The sequence below is a fragment of the Rhodococcoides fascians A44A genome, assembly GCF_000760735.1.
Taxonomy (GTDB): domain Bacteria; phylum Actinomycetota; class Actinomycetes; order Mycobacteriales; family Mycobacteriaceae; genus Rhodococcoides; species Rhodococcoides fascians_E.
The window spans coordinates 1,323,668-1,343,767 of sequence record NZ_JMEX01000005.1 but is presented as its reverse complement, the minus strand read 5'-3'; the positions used below and the strand labels follow the sequence as shown (position 1 = coordinate 1,343,767).

Below are 20,100 nucleotides of genomic sequence, written 5' to 3'. Positions count from 1 at the left end.
TGCAGCCACTTGTCCCGTGCTGGTACCGACCGGCACCGACGGCAGAACTCATCGGTGAACGAGGAAGTGCTCGTGTTGCTTGGATCAGCGCGCGCGTGCCAGACGATCGCCGGCCATGCCGCGGTGCATGACCCGGTTCCCGACGACGCCGGTGTGATCGGCTTTGTGCATGACGCATCGGTTGTCCCAGATGACGACGTCGTCAGGGGACCAGGAATGGCGCAGGACGTTGTCCTCACGGGTCGAGTGGTCGACGAGGCGCCTGATGAGGTGCGACGCTTCGTCGGCCGTCGACCCGGACACGGCAGTACAACGCGTGGGAGCGGTGAGGTACAGCGCTGTGCGACCTGTCACCGGGTGCTCGAGAACCAGTGGATGCTCGGCGGATCCTTCGATGCCGTCGAGTCCGGTGACGGTGTGGGTGACGGTCGCGTGTTCGACGAGTTTCTTGTCCTCGGCGGTGAGTGTGTCGTAGGCGCGATACTGGTTGCTGAACAGTGTCTGTCCACCGTCCCTCGGTACTTCGACCGCTCGAAGAGCGGTGTACGCCGGTGGGACGGGGATGTAGGTGGTGTCGACGTGAAAGGTCGATTTCGGCGGGGTTGTTCGCCCGACGTTGGTGATGACATTGAGGTCCGGGTATCCCTCGACGGGCGTCTCGCCTTCGGTGAACATCAAGTCCCCGAGGCTTTCGAGGAAGGCCGCGAATTCGTCGTTCCCGACATGTTGGCCCGGCAGTACGACGGCGCCGTGCTCGGCGAGCAGGTGCCGTAGAGCCTCGACGTCCGGGGGGCCGAGTGGGCCGACCGCAACGTCGGTGACGCGCACTCCCAGAGGGTGCAGAACTTCACTGTTCACGATCGGACCCTTTCTCTGTCGAGTTCGCGCAGCGACAGCGCGAACAGTTCGGTCACCGAGATCCCTGCCGCGCGAGCCATGACCGCGACGACGCTGCCCGGCGAGTAGGAGCAATACAGCCCGGCTTCCAGAAACCAGGGATTGCCGTCGGGATCGATGCGGAAATCGAACAATCCGTAGTGTCGACAACCGAGAGCGCGATAGGCGACACGGGCAGCCGCCCATACCTTTTCCGTGATCGGGTCGTCGACGTCGACGATCCAGGCCTTGCTCGAATCCTTGGCGACCAGGTACAGGTCACCCTTGTCGGTGCGGTTCAGCTTGTCCGCGGAACTTCGAATCGGGTTCGACTCACCGACTGCGTACTCCTCCAGCGGCAGACACATCAATTCACCGTCACGAGAGAGGATTCCACAGCGGACCTCCCGGCCGAGCGGAACGTACGTTTCCACCAGAGCACCGTCCGAGTGACCCAGCGCAGCACGAACGGCATCATCGAGACCTCCGGCATCCCTGACCAACTCGACACCTACCGAGTTGTCGGCGTCCACCGGTTTGACGACCACCGGGAACGGCACCGTGGTGCTTCCGGCCGATCGGAGGACTTCACCGCGCGGTACCGCAACGCCTGCCGCCTCCACGATCGCTCGCGCGACGTCCTTGTCCGCGGTCATGGCCATTGTCTCCGGTCGATTGCCGAGAACCGGGATGGACAGCAAGTCGAACATCGCTCGGTAGCTGGTCATTCCGGGTCGGCAGAACATCTGTGGAACGACGACGTCGATGCCTGCTGTGTTCACCCACTCCATTGTTTGCCCGACGGTCCTCACCTCGGCCTGATTCAGCGCGTCGAGACGATCGACGATCTGCCAGTGACCGCCCGGTGTCACGACGGCGATGTGAACGCGGTAGTCGGGATTACCGTCGATCGCGTTCAGAAAACCCTGAGCGTAGACCGTGGAGAGATCGACGTGGAACTGGTCGACGGGCGAGCCCGCCAGTACGAGCACAGTCGTCGGCATCAGTCTCCTCCCTGCTCGACGAGTTTTCCGATGTTGAAGTCGATTCGAGACCAACTGCGCCCGGACACTGCATTCTTCACCAGCAGGACCGGAATCTGTAGGTGGTGAACGAGCAAGTACGGGAGTGGATCCCACCGCGCGAAGATGGCGTCTGTCCCCTCCACGATGATGCGAAGCCGGTGCCGACGATTTGGCTCGGTCAGCAATCGCCACACCTCGTGGTAGGTCCAGAACGTCGGCTTGGATTCGCGCGTCGGAAGCACTGCCGACTCGACTCGTCCCAGATATCCCTGGGCCAGCAAGTCCTGGTCGTAGAACATCGTGATCGCGGAGTGCGTGCGCGGGTTGCACTCGATCGCGTACACCCGGCCGTCCGCGGCCTGGATGAAATCGAAGGACAGCTGCCCGGTGACACCGAGTTCGCCGACGAAAGTCTCGACCCAGGACCGGATGTCGGGCACGTCGACCATTTCGTAATTCACCTGGAACGCGGATGATGTGCAGCACGCGTACACGGTGAGATTCCCGTCGCGGGCGGTGCCGTGGGTGCAGTACTCCTGTCCCGAGATGAATTCCTGCAGGATCCACGCGTTGCTCTCGGAGATGTCCAGGGTGCGTGCGAATTCGATGTTTCGCTGCGGTGTCGCGCTCGACAGACGCGTCAAATCCATTCTGCCGACGGGGTTGTACGCGATCTGTTTCAGGATGTATTCGCGCCCGGGAGGAAAGTCGAACGAGGCGATGTCGTCGACCGACGTGATGCGCCTCCAATCCGGCACCGACAGACCCATAGACGCGGCTGCCTCCGAGAAGGTGGACTTGTCGTCCAACATGCGCACAGTCTCGGGGTCGGCGTGCACCACCTCGCAGAGATCGCCGAGCAGCGCCGCAGCATCGGCGTCCGGCACGCTGGAGGCAGGGCTCGCGACCGGGACGAAGACGTCGACTTGCTCACGAAGCACCACATCTCGCAGGGCGCGCGCATACCCGGGGTCCGTCGGTTCGGGAACACAGTGGAACGCGTCCACCGCGCGCGAGAACCGGTGGCCGGTGAACCGATACTTCGGCGACTCGACGAGGACCACACGATGGCCCGCGCGGTGGAAAGCACGCGCCAAGCTCAGAGCCTTGGTCATTTTTCCACCGCTCACCATGACCGTCCGTCCCGACGTCGGGGCGGCCACGCGACGCTGATCGAGCAGCGCGAGCGCCACGACGATCAGATCGATGGGGAGGGTGACCGTCAGCGCACCGAGTGCACCGACCGTGCGAGCCAAGGCTCTGAACTGCATGGTGGGCTAAGCCTCCACTCGTCGTATCAACGTGACACCGTCGCGTAGCGGAAGGAGAACCTGCTCGACGCGCGAATCCTCGGTCACGAAGGTGTTGAACGCGTCGACGGCGTCGCCGTTGACGGTCCGGTGCGCCGGGTCCGCATAGGGAGTGCCCTGAAGCAGCGTGTTGTCGACTGCGATCACCGCCCCCGGTGCCAGTAGATCGGTGTCCAGAAGACGACGGTAGTACTCGAGGTATCCGGTCTTGTCCGCGTCGATGAACACCAGGTCGAACTGAGCCGACTCTGCTGCAAGTCTGCCGAGGGTGTCCAGTGCCGGCCCTACCTCGACCGATATCCGGTGACCGACCGGCGACGACGAAAAGCACTCACGTGCGAAGTCCGCAACGAACCGGTCGACCTCGCAGGCGACCACCGTGCCGCCGTCGGGCAACGCCTCCGCCATGGCCAGCGCGGAGTATCCGGTGAACATACCGATCTCCAGGACCCGTCGAGCGCCGGTCGTGTGCACCAGGAACTTGAGCACCTGACCTTCGACGTGCCCGGACAGCATCTCCTGCTCCAATGGACCGGATCCGGACACCACTGTCCGGGAATCCCAGTCCATTCCCTGCGTACGCCGGGAAAGGTCCTGGAGAGCGGGCGATTCGGGAGTGGTGTGCGTGTCGAGGTACGGATCGAGACCGTCTGCCAGGTCCCGGGCGCGACGCAACCGCTGTGCGAAGTCCTCGCCGGTCTCTCCGCTGTCGTAGGCTTCGACGAGTTCGCGCAGCTCCCTGCCCAGGATCGTCGTCGGTGTCACCGGTCGAGAGGTACGCAGAACCCCATCAGTCATCGGAACCACCGGTGAACATGGCGATTCCTTCTCCCCCACGGTCGAAATCGAGGCAGACCTTCTTGTGCAAGGCCAAGGCGTCCGCCAGCTCGTCGGTGGTCAGGTCGTTGAGGAATCGACACGAACCGATGGGATCGGGAACCGCGGCGCGCAGGATGCCGTCCCTGGTCTTCAGGATCGACGCGGTGGCCGCGGTCAGCAGCTCGGGCGTCAGATGATCGCTGTCCAACGCCAGACCAAGCCGGTTCATGACGCCCAGGATGCGATCTCTGTCGGCCGTCGAGATCAGACCTCGTTGCTCGGCGACGGTGGTGGACAACGCCATGTCGATGTTGATCGCGTGCCCGTGGAAGAAGGGCTGGGGAGGCGTCAGTTCGAGCGTCGGGCTCCAGGTGTGGCCGAAGGCGATGACACGGTCCAGTTCGATCTCGTGCAGGTTGGGCGCCTCGAGCTCGAGCATCGTCTCGATCGCCTGGTAGGTCAGGCGATGTGCGATGTCGCGCATCTCCGGCGTACCGCCCGAGTGCCCGAACTTCGTTGCCAACAATTCGGGTCCGTGCTCGTCGAGCATGTCGAAGATGGTCTGGTTGCCGACCACCGAGATCTTGATCAATTCGGCCATGCCGTTGCGGATCTGGTCCTCGGGCAAGGTCGCGAGGAACGAGAAGTCCAGCAAAACCTTCTGCGACGCATGGTAAGCGCCGAGGCGATTCTTGTGCTTGTTGTAGTTGACGGCGACCTTGATGGACACGCTCGCGTCGATCAGGCCGATCAGCGTGGTGGGTATGCGGATGTACGGGGTGTTGCGTCGATAACTGGCGCACGCGAACCCGGCAACGTCGGTGGTGAGGCCACCTCCGACCACGAGCACGGGTTCGGTGCGGACCAGTCCGAACGCATCGAATTCGCCCACGATGCGCTCGAAGGTCTCGAGCGACTTGGCGGTCTCGGCAATGGTGACCGGTACGACGGTCAGCGCGATGCCATGGTGATCGAAATACGCCTGGGCGCGGTCGCCGTACAGCGAACGAACAGCCTCGTCCACGACCATCAGGCACCGACCGTACGGCTGATAGCTCTCGGCCAGTTCGGTATTGGTGACATCGAAGACGCCATCGACGTAGACCAGATCGTATTCGATCCGCTCGTACCCTTCGACGTGAAACGCCCGGTCGGATGCCGTCACGCTAGCTTGCATGTTGCTCATCGGGATGTCCTTTCATTCTCGCGTCGAACGTTCACGCGCGGCCCTTGGCCCACTGAGCGAGCTGGTCGGGTTCGAGCCGATCGACAGTCTTCAAAGCAGCCGAGAAGTCTCCGCCGACGGTGTTCGCGTTCGGGAAAGCGATGCATCGGATGGACGCCGCCGTCGCCGACTCGACTCCACCGACGTTGTCCTCTATGGCAATACAATCGTCTGCCTTCTCGCCGAGGCCGTCGATGGCGAACCGATACACCTCGGGGTCGGGCTTGACCTCGGACACGGAGGTTTTGTCCACGACGATGTCGAAGGACTCGGTGCCGAGTTTCTCGAATGCATTCAGCAGCGCACTGACATTTTCCGTGGATGTGGTCGTGACGAGGCCGAGCTTGTAGCCGTGCTCTCGCGCGCCGGCTACGGTGTCGAGGACGCCTGGGCGGGGCTCGATACCTTCGGTTGCCAGAAGACGTTGAAAGATATCGGATTTGGTTGCGTGGACGGCGTCGGAATCGACTTGCTCTCCACGAGACGAGGCGAACTGGGCGATCCGTCCGGCGCCGCCGTTACTCGTCAGCATCGCCGAGTAGTCCTCGCGCGACCAGTTCCAATCCAGGTCGTGCGACGCGAACGCCTCGTTGAATGCTCGGCGCTGAAGTTCCGACGTGTCGGCCAGCGTGCTGATGGACCCGAAAAGAACTGCAGTCATGTAGGACTCCTAGCGAGATGTCATGTGCCGTAGTCGGTCTCGTTTCCCGTATTCGCACGGGGCGTTCGGATGAAGCCGGCATCGGACTTGTATCGATCGCCGACCAACTTCGTTCTTCCCCACCAACTGTGTCGACGCGGCATGTCGGACTCGTCTCTACGTATGTCACAGATGTATAACGAAAAATAACGGAACGATAACGCCCATCGAAGCTGGGCATACGAAAGTCCGCGGCGGGTTGCCGCGATGATGTGGTCGCGCAGTACGCGGCCGGGTTCAGGATGAATGAACCTCGGCGTGGCGAGCCGAGATATCAGCCGGCTTCGACAGCAGCGAGCGCGTCCTCGCGCGTCGAGTGAATGGCCATCACGGACCCCAGCCCGAGCAGTTCGAGAGGGCGACGAGTGGCGGTGCCGTCGGCGACCACGGTAATGGTGGTGAGCTCGCCCATTCGGTCGTGCGCTGCCGCCAGGACGGTCATCGCGCTCGATCCGAGAAATCCCACGCCGGTGAGATCGACGATCAGTGCTGCCGGTGTGGGCGTCAGCGCGGAGTCGATCTCCGACGCGAAGGACGGTGCGGTACCCAGGTCGATGTCGCCGGTGACGGCGACGACGACGGCGTTGCCGACGACCTCGCGTCCGATGTCGAAGCGAGCTGTGCTGTCTCGAGCGGGCACGTGTACTCCCTTGTGGCGATGAAGCGTGTCGGGTCTGAGGATGCGGGCACCGGGCTAGACCACGCGCGAACAAGCCTACAAGGAGGTGCCGACATCTACGTCCGAGTGGCGGCGATCGCCGCGAACGCTGCGGGGCGGTCGGCGACTGTCGTGATCACCCGATCCAGGCCACTGAGCAGGATGGGTCGCTGCACAACCGCATGTGGGGCTACCAATACGCCCATGGCGCCGGACGGTAACGAATCGACGGTACGAACCAGCACGCTGACTCCGCTCGAGGACAGAAAATGCACGCCGGTGAGATCGATCACGAGTCCGTGCACCGCCTGCGCAGCGACCGAATAGGCGCGGTCCGCCAACATCGGCGCACCGACAAGATCCAGCTCGCCCGTGACGGCGAGCACCGTGACACCGTCCTGCTCGGACGATTCGACGGCCAATGCCTCGCCCGCAGGCTCGTTCACCATGACTCGACGCTACGCGTAGCGAGTTTCTGCACACGCTCTTCGGATTGCACGCACGCTCGATGCGTCGAATGCCGACTTTCGGGTAACCGGGCGTCATGGCTTCTTTACGAACATCTCCGTCCGGCCCCGTGTGATTGTCGAACCACCCGAGCCGACCTCGGCTCGGTGGACCCACAGTGACCCCGCGACCGCCGACCTCGCCGCCCAGCTGCGGCGTAATCTCCATGAATGGCTCGACGCGCGACATCTCTCCGATATCGCCCCTGACGTGGTGCTCGCGTCGTACGAGGTGATGGCCAACAGCGTCGAACATGCTTACCGCGACGTGTCGTCACCTGGCCCGCTCACACTCACCGCCGTGCACGAGGCCTCCGCGCTCACGGTGACGGTGTCCGATACCGGTTCCTGGAAGCCCGCCGAGCCGACCCCGCATCGCGGGCGCGGGCTGGAACTCGCCGACGCGATCACCGATCACGTTGCCGTCGATCACGGATCCGGCACTTCGACCACTCTGACCTGGAACCTCGACCGCTCCCAGCGATGACGCCTTGCCAGTCGGCTGCTGTCACACACGCCGATCTGATAGAACAAATGTGTGAACGCGTATCGAATTCGTGCGCTCGGCACCAGCGGGCCCAGCCAGTGCTGTCAGTACAGAAGTGACTTTCTGTGATGCCCTCAGACACGCTGCGCTTTCTGGATACCGCCCCGGCAGGCTACCTGGCGATACGGGCGAGCAGCCAGTGCGTCGTATACGCCAATGCGACGGTGTGCCGGACGATCGGCCGAGCATGGTCCGACGTCGTCGGGCGCCGCGTCCACGATCTTTTCGCGGACTCCAGCGCGGACACGGTGACGGCCCTGCTCAGTGCGAGCCCTGACGCCGACACCGAGACTCCCGTCGGCGCCACCGCGGACTTGGTCACCGGTCCGGATTCGGTCCTGTCGATGTTGGTCATGGCCAATCGAGACATCCAGGATGACGACAGCACCATCAGGTTCACTCTGCACAGTGCGACCTCGCACCGAATTCGAGAACAGACCCTCATCGAGGCCCGCGACGGGGCGCTCACCGCGCAGGCCACCACCGCCGACGCGTTGACACGGTCGCAGGACGCGCTCGAAGCTGCTGAGGACGCGCGCAAGGTCGCCGAGGCCGAACGCACGCAGATACAGATTCTCGCGACGACCCTGCAGCGCACCCTTCTTCCTCCGGTGTTGAGTTCCCCGCCAGGAACCGACGTGGCGGCCTACTATCACCACGCGGTCATCGAGGAAGTCGGCGGCGACTTCTACGACGTCTTTCCCCTCGACGAGTCCACGTGGGGATTCTTCCTCGGAGACGTGAGCGGCAAAGGCCCAGGAGCGGCAGCGGTGACGTCGTTGACTCGCTACACGCTCCGGGCGGCCGCTGTGTTCGACCGCGACCCGATCACTGTTCTTCAGAACCTCAATACCGTTCTGTACCACGAGTTTCGCGGGGACGACCCACGCTTCTGCACAGTGCTTTTCGGCACCATCACCCCAGCAGTCGACGAAAAGACGACAACCATCCGGCTCGCGAGCGGCGGTCACCCCCCGGCATTGCACCTGCAGGCCGACGGCAGTGCCGAGTACATCGACACCATCGGTGGCCAACTCGTCGGAGCACTTCGAACCGCACAATTCAGGGCCGCCGACGTGATCCTGGAAGCTGGAGACGTGCTTCTGCTCTACACCGACGGTCTCACCGAGGCGCACGTCGGACCGGGGAAGGCGCGCTACGACGACGCCGGAGCACTCGAAACGTTCGCGAACGACGCGGCCCCGACAACCGCGGCGAGAATCGTCGACGATGTGATCGGCCTGTTGAACAGCTTCGGGTCCGGGCTTCAAGACGACGTCGCGGTACTCGCTCTCGGCGCGCCCTGAGAACGGCGGATCAGCTCACCGCGCCGGGTCCTCGTCCAGGATTGCGGCCACACGGATTTCCACACGCATTCCGTAGGCTCCCAAGGCCTGCACACCGATTTCGGTCCAGATCGGTGCACGGTCGCCCATACGTCGACGCATCTGCTCCACCATCACCCGTCCGTGGGTCTCGCCGATGTATCCCGCAACCTCGGGCACGTGGAAAGAGTCGACCGACACGACGTCGCGCCACGTGGCACCTGCCTGCTGCAATGTGCGTTCGACGTTGTCGAATGCCGCGACGATCTCTTCCTCGAGATCGGAAGGGAAGTTGAACTCGTCGTCCCACCCGCCCTGCCCGGAGATCTCGACGCGGTTGCCGATGCGAACGGCCTGGTTGTAGTGCATGTTCGTCAGCTGAGTGTCTCCGTAACCCGGGGTGGCGAAGAACTGAGGTGTAGTCACGATTCGACCTTTCGCATGTGTATTGACTTCAATCTTGAAGTCATTTCCAAAGTGTATCACTTCACGCTTGAAGTCAAATGGCCGACGGGGCCCGATCGGTATGGTGAGCGGATGGCGCAGATGGAGATTTCGGGTGAGAGCGACGGCAAGCAGTCGCTGTGGCTCACCGCGTCGGAAAAGGAAGCATGGACTGGCCTTGTCTCGCTCGTCCTGCTGATGCCCGGACGGCTCGAGGCACCACTCCAGCAGGAGGCGGGCTTGACTCTCTTCGATTACCTGACCCTCAGCCACATCTCCGAGGCGCAGGATCGGCGAATTCGAATGAGCGAACTCGCGTATCTGGCAAACGGATCGTTGTCACGCTTGTCCAACGTGGTCAAGCGATTCGAGCACAAAGGGTGGGTCGAACGCTCACCCGACCCCGAAGACGGTCGTTACACCACGGCCGCACTGACCCAGAAAGGCTACGACGTCGTCGTCGCCGCAGCCCCGACACACGTCGCTGCCGTTCGACAGTTCGTGCTGGACCCATTGACAGACGAGGATCAGCAAGCCCTGGCACGCATTTCGGAAAAACTGAAAATCAGGCCCGAGGACTTGGCCTGACCGAGTGGCCGTCGACAACGGCGAAGTGGTTCGATCCAGCTGTTGGATAGAGCGGTGGATTCAGACGCGCGAATCCGTCCTGCCGGTAGTACGGGAAATAGGGGTACGGCGCGTCGGTGTCGGAGACGTTGTCGAGCAACTCGCGATGCGGAGCACTCAGCGACCATCCGGCAGCTCCGAGGTTCTCGTTGAGTTGTTCCCGGTTGCGCGCGCCGATGATCACGCTGGAGACACTGTGCCGATCGCTCAGCCAGTTCAAGGCCACTTGCGCAACGGTTTTGGCGGTGTCGTGCGCAACGCGATCCAGCGCGTCGACGACGCGGTAGAGGCGCTCGTCGTCGACCGGCGGCCCGGCAGAGGCGGTGGCGTGCAGCCTGCTGGACGACGGGAGCGGGACACCACGGCGGACACGTCCAGTCATTCGACCCCACCCCAATGGGCTCCATACGATCGCCCCGACTCGCTCTTCGACCGCCAGCGGCATCAGTTCCCACTCGTAGTCCCGACCGATCAGCGAGTAGTACACCTGATGGGCCACCGGCCGTGCAGCTCCACGCTCGTCGGCGGTCGACAGCATCTTCATCAGCTGCCATCCCGAGAAGTTCGACACCCCCGTGTACAGAATCTTGCCGCTCCGGACCAGCTCGTCGAGTACGTCGACGACTTCCTCCATCGGCGTCGAGGCGTCGTAGGCGTGGAGCTGGAACAGGTCGATCCGATCGGTTCCCAGTCGGCGTAGCGCCGATTCCACCGCCTGAACGAGTCGCCGACGCGAGGTGCCGTAATCGCCGGCACCGTCCCCGGTCGGGAGCGCTGCCTTGGTGGAGATCACGACCTTGTCCCGTCGTCCACGAAGCGCGGCACCGAGAACCTCCTCGGATGCACCGTCCGAGTAGACGTCCGCGGTGTCGAACAGGTTCACGCCGGCGTCGAGGCACTGATCGATCAGTTCACGGGCGGCGTCGACGTCGGTAGTCCCCCACGCTCCGAAGAAATCACCGCGTCCGCCGAACGTGGCGGCGCCGAAACCGTACTCGGACACCACCAAATCGGAGCTTCCAACTCGTCGATACCTCATATCGAACCTTTCTAACGGGACTGCATTTCCGTTAAGACCATACAACGGTTCGCAACAAAACGGAACTGCAGTACCGTTAGTGGCTGCAATGCCGTACGATCGGGCACCATGACCGTTGCGACGAAAGGCAAACCCGCAACCGCGACAGCGCGCCCGGGCGGCCGCACCGCCCTTGTGCGCCGCGCAGTGCTCGCAGCCACCGAGGATGCGCTGATCGAGTACGGGTTCGCCGGTGTCGAGCTCCCCGCCGTCGCCGACGCCGCGAAGGTAGGCAAGACGACGGTGTATCGACGATGGGGATCTCCGCAAGCATTGGTGTCGGACCTTCTCGACGACATGGCTGCTAGATCGGTCAGTGCAACGCGGACAGGCGATTTCACTGCCGACCTGTCGGCAAACGCCGACCTGGTCGTGAAAACCCTGACCGATCACCGCACCGGCAGACTCTTCTCCGCGCTCATCGCCGCCTCGACGCACGACGCGGACACCAAGCAGGCATTGGCGAATTTCTATCGAACGCGAGTGTCGGAGTGGGCGGCCGCAGTGACCGACGCCGTCGAACGTGGCGACCTGCCTTCCGACACCGACGCCGCCGAAGTCGTTCGATATCTGTCGGCACCGCTGTACTACCAATTCCTGACCACCACGAAGCCACTCGATGCAGCAGACGCCGACCGAGCAGTGCGAGCAACAGCAGCAGCGGCACGCGCGGGCGTATTCGGCGGACGAGAACAGGACACCCGTGGAAACTCCTGACGGCACGTTGCCGCAACCCGAGACAGTCGTCGTGGATGGAGTCTCGATCGCGACGTACGTGCTCGAACCGCCGACAGAAGCCGTCGGCGATGTGGTCATCTGCCATGGGACGCCGTGGTCTGCAGCAGTATGGGCAGGCGTCGCCCACCACCTGAGCCGGGATCATCGGGTTCACCTCTGGGACATGCCGGGCTACGGCCGGTCCGGAACCCTGGACGCGGCAGTCGATCTCGACACCCAGATGTCGAGATTGGCTCGGCTGCTGTCACTGTGGGGAGTGAACCGTCCGCATGTCATCGCCCACGACATCGGCGGCGCGGTCGCAGTCGGTGCACATGTACTGCATGGCGTCGACTATGCATCGTTGTTTCTGTGGGACATCGTCACACTGGACCCCTGGGGGTCGCCATTCTTCAAGCTCGTCGCCGAGCACACCGACGTGTTCGGCGCGCTTCCCGCACCATTGCACGCTGCGCTCGTGCGCGAATACATCGCCGGTGCTGCCCAGCGGCCGCTGAGTTCCGAGTGGCTCGACACCCTGACCGGGCCCTGGCTCGGGGAGGTCGGACAGCCCGGGTTCTACCGACAGATCGCCGCCCTGCGCCCCGACCACACCCAGCCCTTGGTCCGCAAACTGGCGGAAGTTCGCTGTCGGACTCGAATCGGTTGGGGCACCGATGATCCCTGGATACCGGTGGAGCAAGCAACCCGGCTTCGGCAATCGCTACCGGGCGAACCGGCCGTGATCACACTCGACGGCGTCGGACACCTGGCGCCGATCGAGTCCTCGGCCGACGTATGCAGGGCCGTCGACGATTGGATCCGTAGATGATCGGGTCCGTCGACGTATGTGCGTGCTACCCGGCGTTGCCCGCCGCGACGGCTTCAGCCGCACGAGCCTTGGCGAAGTTGGCGATGCTCTGGGCGTAGTGCGGGGTCTCGAGTTCGCAGTGCTGCCCCGACGCCTTCTGCCGCGCTGCTGCGGCGTCTTCGAAGGTCTGTCCGCTCGAAGTGATGAACTCGAGGAATTCCTCGGTGGGGTGCGAGGTGACCGTGTTGATGTAGCGCAGATTGTCGCCGTCGAGTTGTTCGATGCCGAGCTCCCAGATCACCTGAGTGGTGGTCCATCCGGCTGCCGAGAAGACGTCGGAGATCGAGACCATCTTGCAGTAGTGCCTGCTGGCGACCTCAAAACGGTACTGCTGGATGACGAGACCGGTGCCGATCATCTCGACATTGATCGACATCGGGGTGCCGTCGTCGTCGACGGTGTAACCGGCGGCCTTGTGATCCCCGGGTGCGCAGCGCTGATACTCATGCGTGGGAAGGGTTTTGAGCCACTGCTCGATATCGACGAAGTCGAGCGGCGCAGTGACGTCGGCGGTGACCACTGCATGCGAGAGTTGAAGATCGGGACGAGGAGTTGCGCTCATGGTGTTCTTCTTTCGAGTTGAGCCGGTCATCCGGCGACTTGTTCGACAAGAAGAACTCTGGTGCACGTCGGAGGCGAAAACATTGAAGGTCTCGTTACTCGTCCACTACCGGCTGCCCGGTATCTCGTTCCTCGGGCCTCCCGAACGCTTCTCGGGTGACCGTTTGAGCCGGTACATCGTCCGATCCGCGTCGCTGAGCAGACGATCGCTGTCCGGTTCGGCGCTCCAGCTGAAACCGACGCTGACACTGACATCGACTTCGCCGGATGGCAGATGGTAGGCACCACGGAGAAGCTGGTCGACTCGTTCAGCGAGTGCCGCGACGTCGTCGTGGGTGTCCGCGCTGAGAACCACGACGACGAACTCGTCACCGCCGACTCTGCACGCAACGTCCGACGCACGCACGTTGTCCTGCAGACGATGTGCGAGTTCGATCAGGACGCGGTCACCCGCAGTGTGACCGAGAGTGTCGTTGATGAGCTTGAAGTCGTCCACATCGATGTAGAGGATTCCGATCGACCCCTCCTGCGCTGTCTGCGCCGCGGCGTCGTTCAGCACGGACATCAAGTGCCGGCGATTCCCCAGTCCGGTGAGCTCGTCGGTGACGGCTTGCCGTGCCAAGTTCCACTCGGCAGCCTTTCGAGCTGTGATGTCCTGAATTTGCGCAATGATGACGTCTCCGCTTCCGGTGTCGCGAACGATCGTCGCATTGCGCTGTACCCAGATGACCGTTCCGTCCTTACGGATGTACCGCTTCTCGGAGGCGACTTGCACTGCCGTGCCGCTGACCAGAGCGGATAGGTCTGCATCGGCGGACGCGAGATCGTCTGGATGCGTGATGTCTCGAAAAGACCTGGCGTACAGCTCGTCCGAACTGTATCCGGTCAGTTCGCACAGTGCTCTGTTCACTTGCAACCATCGACCCTCAACATTTACCACCGCTTTACCGATCGGGGCGTTCTCCATCGAGATTCGAAACATGCGTACTGCCTCGTCGCGTTCTCTCTCCGCTCTCACGCGCCCACTCACATCGACCACCAGCGCGGTGAACCCGCGAACTTCACCGTCGACGTAGTCCGGGACATACGTTGCTTGCGTCGTACGTTCGTTGCCGGCGACGTCGATCAACGTTCGCTCGAACTGCTGCACCACACCGGCCAGGGCCCCGGTGATGTACGGCAAGTTCAGCGCGTAGACGGCCGAGCCGAGCACGTTCTCGATGTGCATTCCACGCATTTCTTCCGGAGTGATTCCGAAGAATTCGGTATAGACGCGGTTGGCGAAGATGTTACGAAGATCGAGGTCCCAACAGCCGATCATCGACGGCAGACGATCGACGGCGCGCAGCACGATGACTTCGACGTCTCCCGCCGGTTCAGCATCGCGACTGTGAACATCAGCCACTGTCCACCTCGTCAGTAATATCAGCGCCCCTCCCGTGACGCTACCGGAACAGGTGCATGATTCCGTCCGGCTACCCTCTTTCAGATCTGAAAAGTGTCACCGAACACCGCACGCATCCCGTGCTCGATCACCGGGCGAGTGCGAACACCTCCTGATGGTCGACGTCGCGGCGGGTGCCGTCGTGGAGTAACTCGACATAGAACGCCTCGTAGTTACGAGGATCGGCGCCACTGTCCCCGGTCGATCGGCGTTCGAACACCCGAGCTTGTGGCCATCGGCCGAGTACCGATGATCGCAGCCCGCTTCCCTCGGGTGCTGTGCCCCCGGATGGGCCGTATTCCCCGACGATCACGGTGACCACCACACCTCGTCGGGTCACGGTGGTGACCGGAAATACGACAGCCGACGCACTGTCGGGTAAAGCCAGCGTGATGGAGTCGGTGTCGAGGTGGCCAGGTTCGTTCCCCTCCCCCTTCGTCATCGACTCGTCCTGCGCAGGTTCCTCAGCCTTCACCGCATCCCGGGTACGGCCCCGACCCGCTCTGAAGGTCAGGGCGGCCGACACCAGCGCAGCCACTGCGGCTCCGCCCGCGATGGCACCCCAGCCCGTCCTTCCCGCGGCCGATACGGTCAGGGATAGGCCGACAGCAGCGACGCCCGTCAGCAAAAGCGTCTCGGCTGCAGCATCTTTCAGAAATTCGACTCCCGTGCGCCGAACAGTGTCGCGAGTATCCACGTGTGCCTCCCTCGAGTCGATACGTACAGCTCGTAGACTGCTCCGTGCCTGCGGCCGCGGCGAGGGTCGAAAGCTTCTCGAATGCAGGGCCGACGAGAGGACCGAAAGAGGACCAACGACTCTGTGTGACCGCACGTCGGTGCTCGATGCTGACTCCATGACCACAACAAGGACGAGCGACGCCGAGCTCGAGGATCGCATACAGCTGGAACTCAAGTGGGCGACCGGCCTGGACAAAACACTCATCGAGATCGCCGTCGCCGACGGCAGTGTCACCCTGACCGGTAGCGTTGTGGACTTCTCTCAGATCGGAATTGCCGAACGCGCGACGTGGAGAGTGCCGGGGGTGGTTGCGGTGGCACAGGACATCGGAATCTCGAACGACAGTATTCCGGTCAGCGATACCGATATCGCGCACAATCTGGCGGTAGCGCTCGGCAAAGCCCAGGAAATCCCCCCCGGTGCAGTGCACTCCACCGTCACGCGCGGATGCGTGTTCCTCGGTGGCGTCGTCGCATGGGACTTTCAGTCCGCTGCGGCAGAACGCGCAGCCGCATCCGTGCCCGGTGTACGGCGGGTGCGCAACTCCATCGAGGTGAGTCCGTCGGCAGCGGCGGAGCACATCGGTCGTCACATCGAAGCAGAGCTCGAGCACGACATGGCCGACGAGATGCACCGCATCTCGATCTCGGCCGACGGCGCGGGTCATGTCGTGCTCGCTGGAACAGCTCGGTCCGTCGCCGAATGCAACGCAATCGGCCGCGCGGCGCGGCGCGCAGCCGGAGTCGAAACGGTCCGAAACCTCGTTCGTGTGGTCAGTTGAACCGCTCCGCTCGAGTCGCGCCTGGAGCCGTCCGTCCTCGCACACCCTTTCGAAGAAAGCAGAACACCGACATGCGTATTTTGATTGCCACCGCGAGCCGCCATGGATCCACTCGACAGATCGCCCAATGGATCTCGTTGTCGCTGACGAAGGCACTTGCCCGTCCCGACCTGGAAACTGTCATCGATGTGCGTGATGTCGCCGACGTCGACAGCATCGCAGAATACGATGCCGTGATCATCGGCAGCGCGGTCTACATGGGGCGATGGTTACGAAGCGCGCGCAAGCTGGTCGCCCGCGAGCAGGCCGAACTCGAGACGAGACCCGTCTGGTTGTTTTCGAGTGGCCCGATCGGCGCACGCGGGTCCTCCGAGCCACACTCACCGTGGGACGAGGCACCCTGGGCGGAGGAGCACCGCGTGTTCGGGGGAAAGCTCGACCTGTCGACGCTCTCGGTCCGCGAACGGCTCGTCGTTCGGCTCATCCGCGCGAGCGACGGCGACGACCGCGCACGCGACGACGTCGAGGCCTGGGCCCGCAAGATCGGTGCACAACTTGCCGCCTCGACCCCTACGGCAACAGTTACGTGAAGGCTACGCCACACGATGGTGTGCGGGTGTTGCGGCGACCGAGAATACAATGCCGCGGAGGTTCGAGATGAACAGGTGGAGAACACATCCCGGCGTTCGAACGGGAAATGATTTGACCGCCGGAGAGCGTGCCGCAGACTACGTACGGAACGGCATGGGTTCCTGGCCGTTCGTCTTTGCGTTCCTCACCACGATGGGTGTGTGGGCTGCGTACAACGGCAACGACGGATTCGACCCGTACCCCTTCATACTCCTCAATCTCTTTCTGTCCATGGTCGCAGGCCTGCAAGGGGCCATATTGCTCATCTCTGCCAAACGCGCAGACTCGGTAAGCAGTGAGGTTGCCGTGCACACGTTGTCCAACACCGCGACTTTGCGGGAGATGATCGAAGCGAACACTGCACTGACCGAAGCAGTTGAGGGGTTGGCATCAGAGATCCACGAGCACGTATGCCCGTCCAGATCACCACGCGCGGCGGTAACCCGGCTCGGGGTGATGTCACCGCAGACAGACGACAGCCGAGGATGACACCGAGCTTGCAAGTCGACTCTGCGTACATCGACCTGTTTTGGCTCCCGCTCGGAGCGGGCGGACACTCCGTTCGATGGAACGGCCGCATTTTCGAGTGGATCAACGCTCGAATCGAGCACCGTTCTCCGCACGATCTATATCACTCGGCACTCGTCGTGCACCTACCGACGACAAGCTATGTCATCGAGATGACCCCCGTCCGGCCGCGATCGAAACTCGGCCGGGGTGTAGTCGCAACGGGACCGGTCGGACTGCGCATGCTGGGGCAATCATCGTGGTTCCGCTACGAGATCCATCGCTGGGAAAGCGGAACTATCGCAGACAAATCCGAATCAGTGCAGAGTCCCCGGCGATTGACGGTCGACGAGGAACAATGCGTGCGCGCACACCGCGTGGTGTCGGAGGTACCGACATCGACATGGGGCCGAGACGAACTGGGGACCGGTGACATGTGGAACTCGAACTCGGTTGTTTCGTGGGTCCTGACCAGAGCAGGCGTCGACGCCACGACTATCACGCCTCCTCTTGAAGGTTCGGCTCCGGGGTGTCCCGCCGGCATCGTCGCGGCACTGCGAGGAGCCTGATCGCCCTGTCAATCGAACCCGAGAGCTGGTTCATGGGACCACGACGGCACGGCCGGTCAGAGTGCCCTCGGCGAGCCGACGGTAGGCCTGGGCTGCGTCGTCGAGCGCGAATTCCTCGATATCGATCCGGAGAATTCCTTCTTTCGCAAGGTCGACGAGTTCGAACAGTTCGTCTCGGCCGCCCCAGTACGGGACGGAGACATTGGTTTCGTAGGCGCCGCGGAAGAATCCGACCTCGGCGGCTGCGTGTCCATCGCCCAACCCCACGATGGACACGTCCGATTCGGTTCCTGCAACCGCCATCGACAGATCGAGTGTGTTCTGGTAGCCGACGAAGTCGAACACTGCTGCAGCGCCCCCGGATCCTGTGATCTTACGGATCTTCTGCGCAGAATCGGCATCGGACAGAATCGTCTCGTGTGCGCCCACCTTCTCGGCTAGCCGCAGCTTGTCCGGAGACACATCCACTGCCACTATCCGTGCCGGTGTCATGTGCCGCAGAAGTTGAATTGCAGTATGGCCCAGTCCACCTACCCCGATGACGACAACGGTGCTACCGATCCGAACCTTCGGCAACGACCGCTTGATCGCGTGATACGGAGTCAAGCCTGCGTCGGTCAACGGAACGGTCGCGACGGGGTCGAGGTCCCCGATCGGGATGAGATGCCGTGGCGAATCTACGAGCATCTTGTCGGCCATAGCTCCCGGCGAACCCAGACCAGGTGGAAAGATGCCGAGTTCGCCAGCCCTCCCGCAATAGTTCTCCATCCCTCGGGCGCACTGTCGGCATCGACCGCATCCCCACGGTCCGTACACGATGACGTCCATTCCGACCGGGCAGTCCGTGACACCATCGCCGACTGCCGCAACCCGGCCCGCGCCCTCATGGCCGAGAGTGAGAGGAAGCCCGAACGTGTACTGATCTTCTCCCAGACCCATGATGAACGCGTCCGAGTGACAGGCCCCTGCTGCAGTGATGTCGAGCAGGACCTGGCCCGGGCCGGGCACTGGGTCGGGAATGTCGACCAGCTCAGGTGCTTGACCCACACGTCGGTATTGGAGCGCTCTCATCGCGAGGTCCCTTCGGTTTCCGTGTCGACTGATACACGGCCAGCGTGCCTGGACCCGGGTGGTCCGTACAGGGCAGAAAGGCCCCCGAGAAGGGGACATTCACCGACCACTCGTGCGCAGAAGAGCCCTGTCGACGAGTCCGGGTCGGCGGAAAGATCGAACCCATGACACAACCGGAAACCACACACCCGAACACGATCGTCGTCGGAGTCGACGACTCGGCTTCATCCCGGGTCGCGGTCAGATGGGCCGCCGCCTACGCCGATGCAAGTGGGAGCACGCTGGTCTTGGTGCATGCCGGGGTGGCATCGGGGACCTCGCTTTCCGATGCGGTCAATCTTCGCAGCGGGCGTACGTCGAGCGCGCGAGCGCAAGCGCGATCGACTCTGGCCACGGCCAGAGTCGTCGCGCAGTCGGTTGCTCACACGTCTCTCGAGATCGAGACGGTGCTCGAAGCCGACCGTCCGGCTCAGGCCCTGGCCGAACTGGCGTCGACAGTGCGAATGATCGTGCTGGGTTCCCACACCCGAGGTCTTTTCGCGCGGGCGGTGTTCGGTTCGGTCAGTGCAGCTGTCGCCTCGACCGCACGGTGCCCGATCGTGGTAGTTCCCGAACGCTTCACACCGAGCGACAGTGCGGGCGGAGCATCGGTCGTCGTCGGAGTCGACCATTCGCCACACGACGATGCGGTGCTCGAGGCTGCGTTCGATCAAGCTGCGTGCCTGCACACCAGAGTCCATGTCGTGCACGCGTGCGACGGGCCTGATGCCGGCGCGGTGTTCAGCGAAATTGTCGAGCGCGCACCACATCACGATCCCATCACGGCCGCCAAGAGATGGCTCGACGAACGCGTCGAGCCCTGGGCTCGGAGATACCCGCCTGTGCAGGTGTCGACGTCCGTGGTCGAGGACATTCCGTCGCATGCCTTGCTCGGTTGCGCCGGACACGCCCAGTTGATCGTGGTCGGGGCCCGAAACCGGGGAGTTTTACCTCCCCTGGTGATGGGCTCGACGAGCCGCGCCGTCCTCCATCATTCGGTGATCCCGACGATGATAGTGCCCGCTACCTGA

The 20,100-nt window shown here is 63.1% G+C and carries 24 protein-coding genes; 10 read left to right on the top strand and 14 right to left on the bottom strand.

Features of this window, described 5'->3' with window-relative positions; genetic code table 11:
- Positions 1–84: 84 nt before the first annotated feature.
- The 8 genes from BH95_RS09865 to BH95_RS09830 form a co-directional block, all read right to left on the bottom strand.
- Positions 85–858, bottom strand: a complete 774-nt coding sequence (locus BH95_RS09865; protein ID WP_037181742.1) for a TauD/TfdA dioxygenase family protein — start codon at positions 856–858, stop codon at positions 85–87.
- Positions 855–1,880: a D-alanine--D-alanine ligase family protein gene (locus tag BH95_RS09860; protein ID WP_037157877.1), complete on the bottom strand. Its 1,026-nt coding sequence runs from the start codon at positions 1,878–1,880 to the stop codon at positions 855–857. Before BH95_RS09860 ends, BH95_RS09865 begins: the two co-directional genes overlap by 4 nt.
- Positions 1,880–3,172: an ATP-grasp enzyme gene (locus tag BH95_RS09855; protein WP_037157874.1), complete on the bottom strand. Its 1,293-nt coding sequence runs from the start codon at positions 3,170–3,172 to the stop codon at positions 1,880–1,882. The genes BH95_RS09860 and BH95_RS09855 overlap by 1 nt, the downstream gene beginning before the upstream one ends.
- Positions 3,173–3,178: 6 nt before the next feature.
- Entirely contained in the window at positions 3,179–4,009 is an 831-nt protein-coding gene (locus tag BH95_RS09850; protein ID WP_026347484.1) for an O-methyltransferase, read from the bottom strand.
- Positions 4,002–5,216, bottom strand: a complete 1,215-nt coding sequence (locus BH95_RS09845; protein WP_037144339.1) for a sedoheptulose 7-phosphate cyclase — start codon at positions 5,214–5,216, stop codon at positions 4,002–4,004. Before BH95_RS09845 ends, BH95_RS09850 begins: the two co-directional genes overlap by 8 nt.
- Before the next feature lie 31 nt (positions 5,217–5,247).
- Entirely contained in the window at positions 5,248–5,916 is a 669-nt protein-coding gene (locus tag BH95_RS09840; protein WP_033189807.1) for an HAD family hydrolase, read from the bottom strand.
- A gap of 313 nt (positions 5,917–6,229) precedes the next feature.
- A complete protein-coding gene (locus BH95_RS09835) occupies positions 6,230–6,595 on the bottom strand; it encodes an STAS domain-containing protein (protein ID WP_019663382.1) in 366 nt (121 codons plus the stop codon).
- A 95-nt stretch (positions 6,596–6,690) separates the two neighbouring features.
- Positions 6,691–7,062: an STAS domain-containing protein gene (locus BH95_RS09830; RefSeq protein ID WP_019663381.1), complete on the bottom strand. Its 372-nt coding sequence runs from the start codon at positions 7,060–7,062 to the stop codon at positions 6,691–6,693.
- Between the two features lie 130 nt (positions 7,063–7,192).
- Between BH95_RS09830 and BH95_RS09825 the strand changes: the two genes are divergently transcribed.
- Positions 7,193–7,606 (top strand): ATP-binding protein, encoded by a 414-nt coding sequence (locus tag BH95_RS09825; RefSeq protein WP_019663380.1) that lies wholly within the window; start codon positions 7,193–7,195, stop codon positions 7,604–7,606.
- 128 nt (positions 7,607–7,734) lie between these two features.
- Positions 7,735–8,973 carry a PP2C family protein-serine/threonine phosphatase gene (locus BH95_RS09820; RefSeq protein WP_157773047.1) on the top strand — a complete coding sequence of 413 codons (1,239 nt, stop codon included), beginning with the start codon at positions 7,735–7,737 and terminating at the stop codon, positions 8,971–8,973.
- 15 nt (positions 8,974–8,988) lie between these two features.
- On the opposite strand, the gene BH95_RS09815 is transcribed toward BH95_RS09820, so the two are convergent.
- A complete protein-coding gene (locus BH95_RS09815; protein WP_020111284.1) occupies positions 8,989–9,417 on the bottom strand; it encodes a Rid family hydrolase in 429 nt (142 codons plus the stop codon).
- A 15-nt stretch (positions 9,418–9,432) separates the two neighbouring features.
- Between BH95_RS09815 and BH95_RS09810 the strand changes: the two genes are divergently transcribed.
- Complete coding sequence (locus BH95_RS09810) at positions 9,433–10,023, top strand: MarR family winged helix-turn-helix transcriptional regulator (RefSeq protein ID WP_244164877.1); 591 nt, start codon at positions 9,433–9,435, stop codon at positions 10,021–10,023.
- Here BH95_RS09810 and BH95_RS09805 read toward each other — a convergent pair.
- Positions 10,001–11,101: an aldo/keto reductase gene (locus BH95_RS09805; protein ID WP_052059984.1), complete on the bottom strand. Its 1,101-nt coding sequence runs from the start codon at positions 11,099–11,101 to the stop codon at positions 10,001–10,003. The two genes, BH95_RS09810 and BH95_RS09805, sit on opposite strands and share 23 nt — an antisense overlap.
- A gap of 108 nt (positions 11,102–11,209) precedes the next feature.
- Here BH95_RS09805 and BH95_RS09800 point away from each other — a divergent pair, with 108 nt between their 5' ends.
- Together BH95_RS09800 and BH95_RS09795 are read left to right on the top strand one after the other, a co-directional pair.
- Complete coding sequence (locus BH95_RS09800) at positions 11,210–11,857, top strand: TetR-like C-terminal domain-containing protein (protein WP_037181737.1); 648 nt, start codon at positions 11,210–11,212, stop codon at positions 11,855–11,857.
- Entirely contained in the window at positions 11,844–12,689 is an 846-nt protein-coding gene (locus BH95_RS09795; RefSeq protein WP_037181735.1) for an alpha/beta fold hydrolase, read from the top strand. Before BH95_RS09800 ends, BH95_RS09795 begins: the two co-directional genes overlap by 14 nt.
- A gap of 25 nt (positions 12,690–12,714) precedes the next feature.
- Here BH95_RS09795 and BH95_RS09790 read toward each other — a convergent pair whose 3' ends face one another.
- From BH95_RS09790 to BH95_RS29045, 3 genes are all read right to left on the bottom strand, one after another.
- On the bottom strand, positions 12,715–13,290 hold the full coding sequence (locus BH95_RS09790) for a hypothetical protein (RefSeq protein WP_026347480.1): 576 nt from the start codon (positions 13,288–13,290) through the stop codon (positions 12,715–12,717).
- Positions 13,291–13,395: 105 nt separating this feature from the next.
- A complete protein-coding gene (locus BH95_RS09785) occupies positions 13,396–14,694 on the bottom strand; it encodes a GGDEF domain-containing protein (protein WP_037181733.1) in 1,299 nt (432 codons plus the stop codon).
- Positions 14,695–14,821: 127 nt separating this feature from the next.
- The gene (locus BH95_RS29045; RefSeq protein WP_037181732.1) at positions 14,822–15,430 is read right to left on the bottom strand and encodes a hypothetical protein; all 609 of its coding nucleotides are present in this window, start codon (positions 15,428–15,430) and stop codon (positions 14,822–14,824) included.
- Between the two features lie 157 nt (positions 15,431–15,587).
- Here BH95_RS29045 and BH95_RS29040 point away from each other — a divergent pair, with 157 nt between their 5' ends.
- The 4 genes from BH95_RS29040 (at position 15,588) to BH95_RS09760 (ending at position 17,959) form a co-directional block, all read left to right on the top strand.
- Entirely contained in the window at positions 15,588–16,253 is a 666-nt protein-coding gene (locus BH95_RS29040) for a BON domain-containing protein (RefSeq protein ID WP_167336900.1), read from the top strand.
- A gap of 71 nt (positions 16,254–16,324) precedes the next feature.
- On the top strand, positions 16,325–16,843 hold the full coding sequence (locus BH95_RS09770) for a flavodoxin domain-containing protein (protein ID WP_037181728.1): 519 nt from the start codon (positions 16,325–16,327) through the stop codon (positions 16,841–16,843).
- A gap of 154 nt (positions 16,844–16,997) precedes the next feature.
- On the top strand, positions 16,998–17,372 hold the full coding sequence (locus BH95_RS09765; protein ID WP_244164875.1) for a DUF1003 domain-containing protein: 375 nt from the start codon (positions 16,998–17,000) through the stop codon (positions 17,370–17,372).
- Positions 17,373–17,380: 8 nt separating this feature from the next.
- Positions 17,381–17,959, top strand: coding sequence for a hypothetical protein (locus tag BH95_RS09760; protein ID WP_208601154.1), 579 nt, complete (start codon positions 17,381–17,383; stop codon positions 17,957–17,959).
- Positions 17,960–17,989: 30 nt separating this feature from the next.
- Here the strand turns inward: BH95_RS09760 and BH95_RS09755 are convergent, their stop codons facing one another.
- Positions 17,990–19,030: an NAD(P)-dependent alcohol dehydrogenase gene (locus BH95_RS09755; RefSeq protein ID WP_037157848.1), complete on the bottom strand. Its 1,041-nt coding sequence runs from the start codon at positions 19,028–19,030 to the stop codon at positions 17,990–17,992.
- 164 nt (positions 19,031–19,194) lie between these two features.
- Between BH95_RS09755 and BH95_RS09750 the strand changes: the two genes are divergently transcribed.
- Complete coding sequence (locus BH95_RS09750; RefSeq protein WP_037157845.1) at positions 19,195–20,100, top strand: universal stress protein; 906 nt, start codon at positions 19,195–19,197, stop codon at positions 20,098–20,100.

What these genes read in the sequence shown, in the direction of transcription:
- BH95_RS09860 (WP_037157877.1), bottom strand. Translation starts at nt 1,880, where the DNA reads ATGCCGACGACTGTGCTCGTACTGGCGGGCTCGCCCGTCGACCAGTTC.
- BH95_RS09855 (WP_037157874.1), bottom strand. Translation starts at nt 3,172, where the DNA reads ATGCAGTTCAGAGCCTTGGCTCGCACGGTCGGTGCACTCGGTGCGCTG.
- BH95_RS09850 (WP_026347484.1), bottom strand. Translation starts at nt 4,009, where the DNA reads ATGACTGATGGGGTTCTGCGTACCTCTCGACCGGTGACACCGACGACG.
- BH95_RS09845 (WP_037144339.1), bottom strand. Translation starts at nt 5,216, where the DNA reads ATGAGCAACATGCAAGCTAGCGTGACGGCATCCGACCGGGCGTTTCAC.
- BH95_RS09840 (WP_033189807.1), bottom strand. Translation starts at nt 5,916, where the DNA reads ATGACTGCAGTTCTTTTCGGGTCCATCAGCACGCTGGCCGACACGTCG.
- BH95_RS09830 (WP_019663381.1), bottom strand. Translation starts at nt 7,062, where the DNA reads ATGGTGAACGAGCCTGCGGGCGAGGCATTGGCCGTCGAATCGTCCGAG.
- BH95_RS09820 (WP_157773047.1), top strand. Translation starts at nt 7,735, where the DNA reads ATGCCCTCAGACACGCTGCGCTTTCTGGATACCGCCCCGGCAGGCTAC.
- BH95_RS09810 (WP_244164877.1), top strand. Translation starts at nt 9,433, where the DNA reads ATGTGTATTGACTTCAATCTTGAAGTCATTTCCAAAGTGTATCACTTC.
- BH95_RS09805 (WP_052059984.1), bottom strand. Translation starts at nt 11,101, where the DNA reads ATGAGGTATCGACGAGTTGGAAGCTCCGATTTGGTGGTGTCCGAGTAC.
- BH95_RS09800 (WP_037181737.1), top strand. Translation starts at nt 11,210, where the DNA reads ATGACCGTTGCGACGAAAGGCAAACCCGCAACCGCGACAGCGCGCCCG.
- BH95_RS09790 (WP_026347480.1), bottom strand. Translation starts at nt 13,290, where the DNA reads ATGAGCGCAACTCCTCGTCCCGATCTTCAACTCTCGCATGCAGTGGTC.
- BH95_RS29040 (WP_167336900.1), top strand. Translation starts at nt 15,588, where the DNA reads ATGACCACAACAAGGACGAGCGACGCCGAGCTCGAGGATCGCATACAG.
- BH95_RS09770 (WP_037181728.1), top strand. Translation starts at nt 16,325, where the DNA reads ATGCGTATTTTGATTGCCACCGCGAGCCGCCATGGATCCACTCGACAG.
- BH95_RS09765 (WP_244164875.1), top strand. Translation starts at nt 16,998, where the DNA reads ATGGGTTCCTGGCCGTTCGTCTTTGCGTTCCTCACCACGATGGGTGTG.
- BH95_RS09755 (WP_037157848.1), bottom strand. Translation starts at nt 19,030, where the DNA reads ATGAGAGCGCTCCAATACCGACGTGTGGGTCAAGCACCTGAGCTGGTC.
- BH95_RS09750 (WP_037157845.1), top strand. Translation starts at nt 19,195, where the DNA reads ATGACACAACCGGAAACCACACACCCGAACACGATCGTCGTCGGAGTC.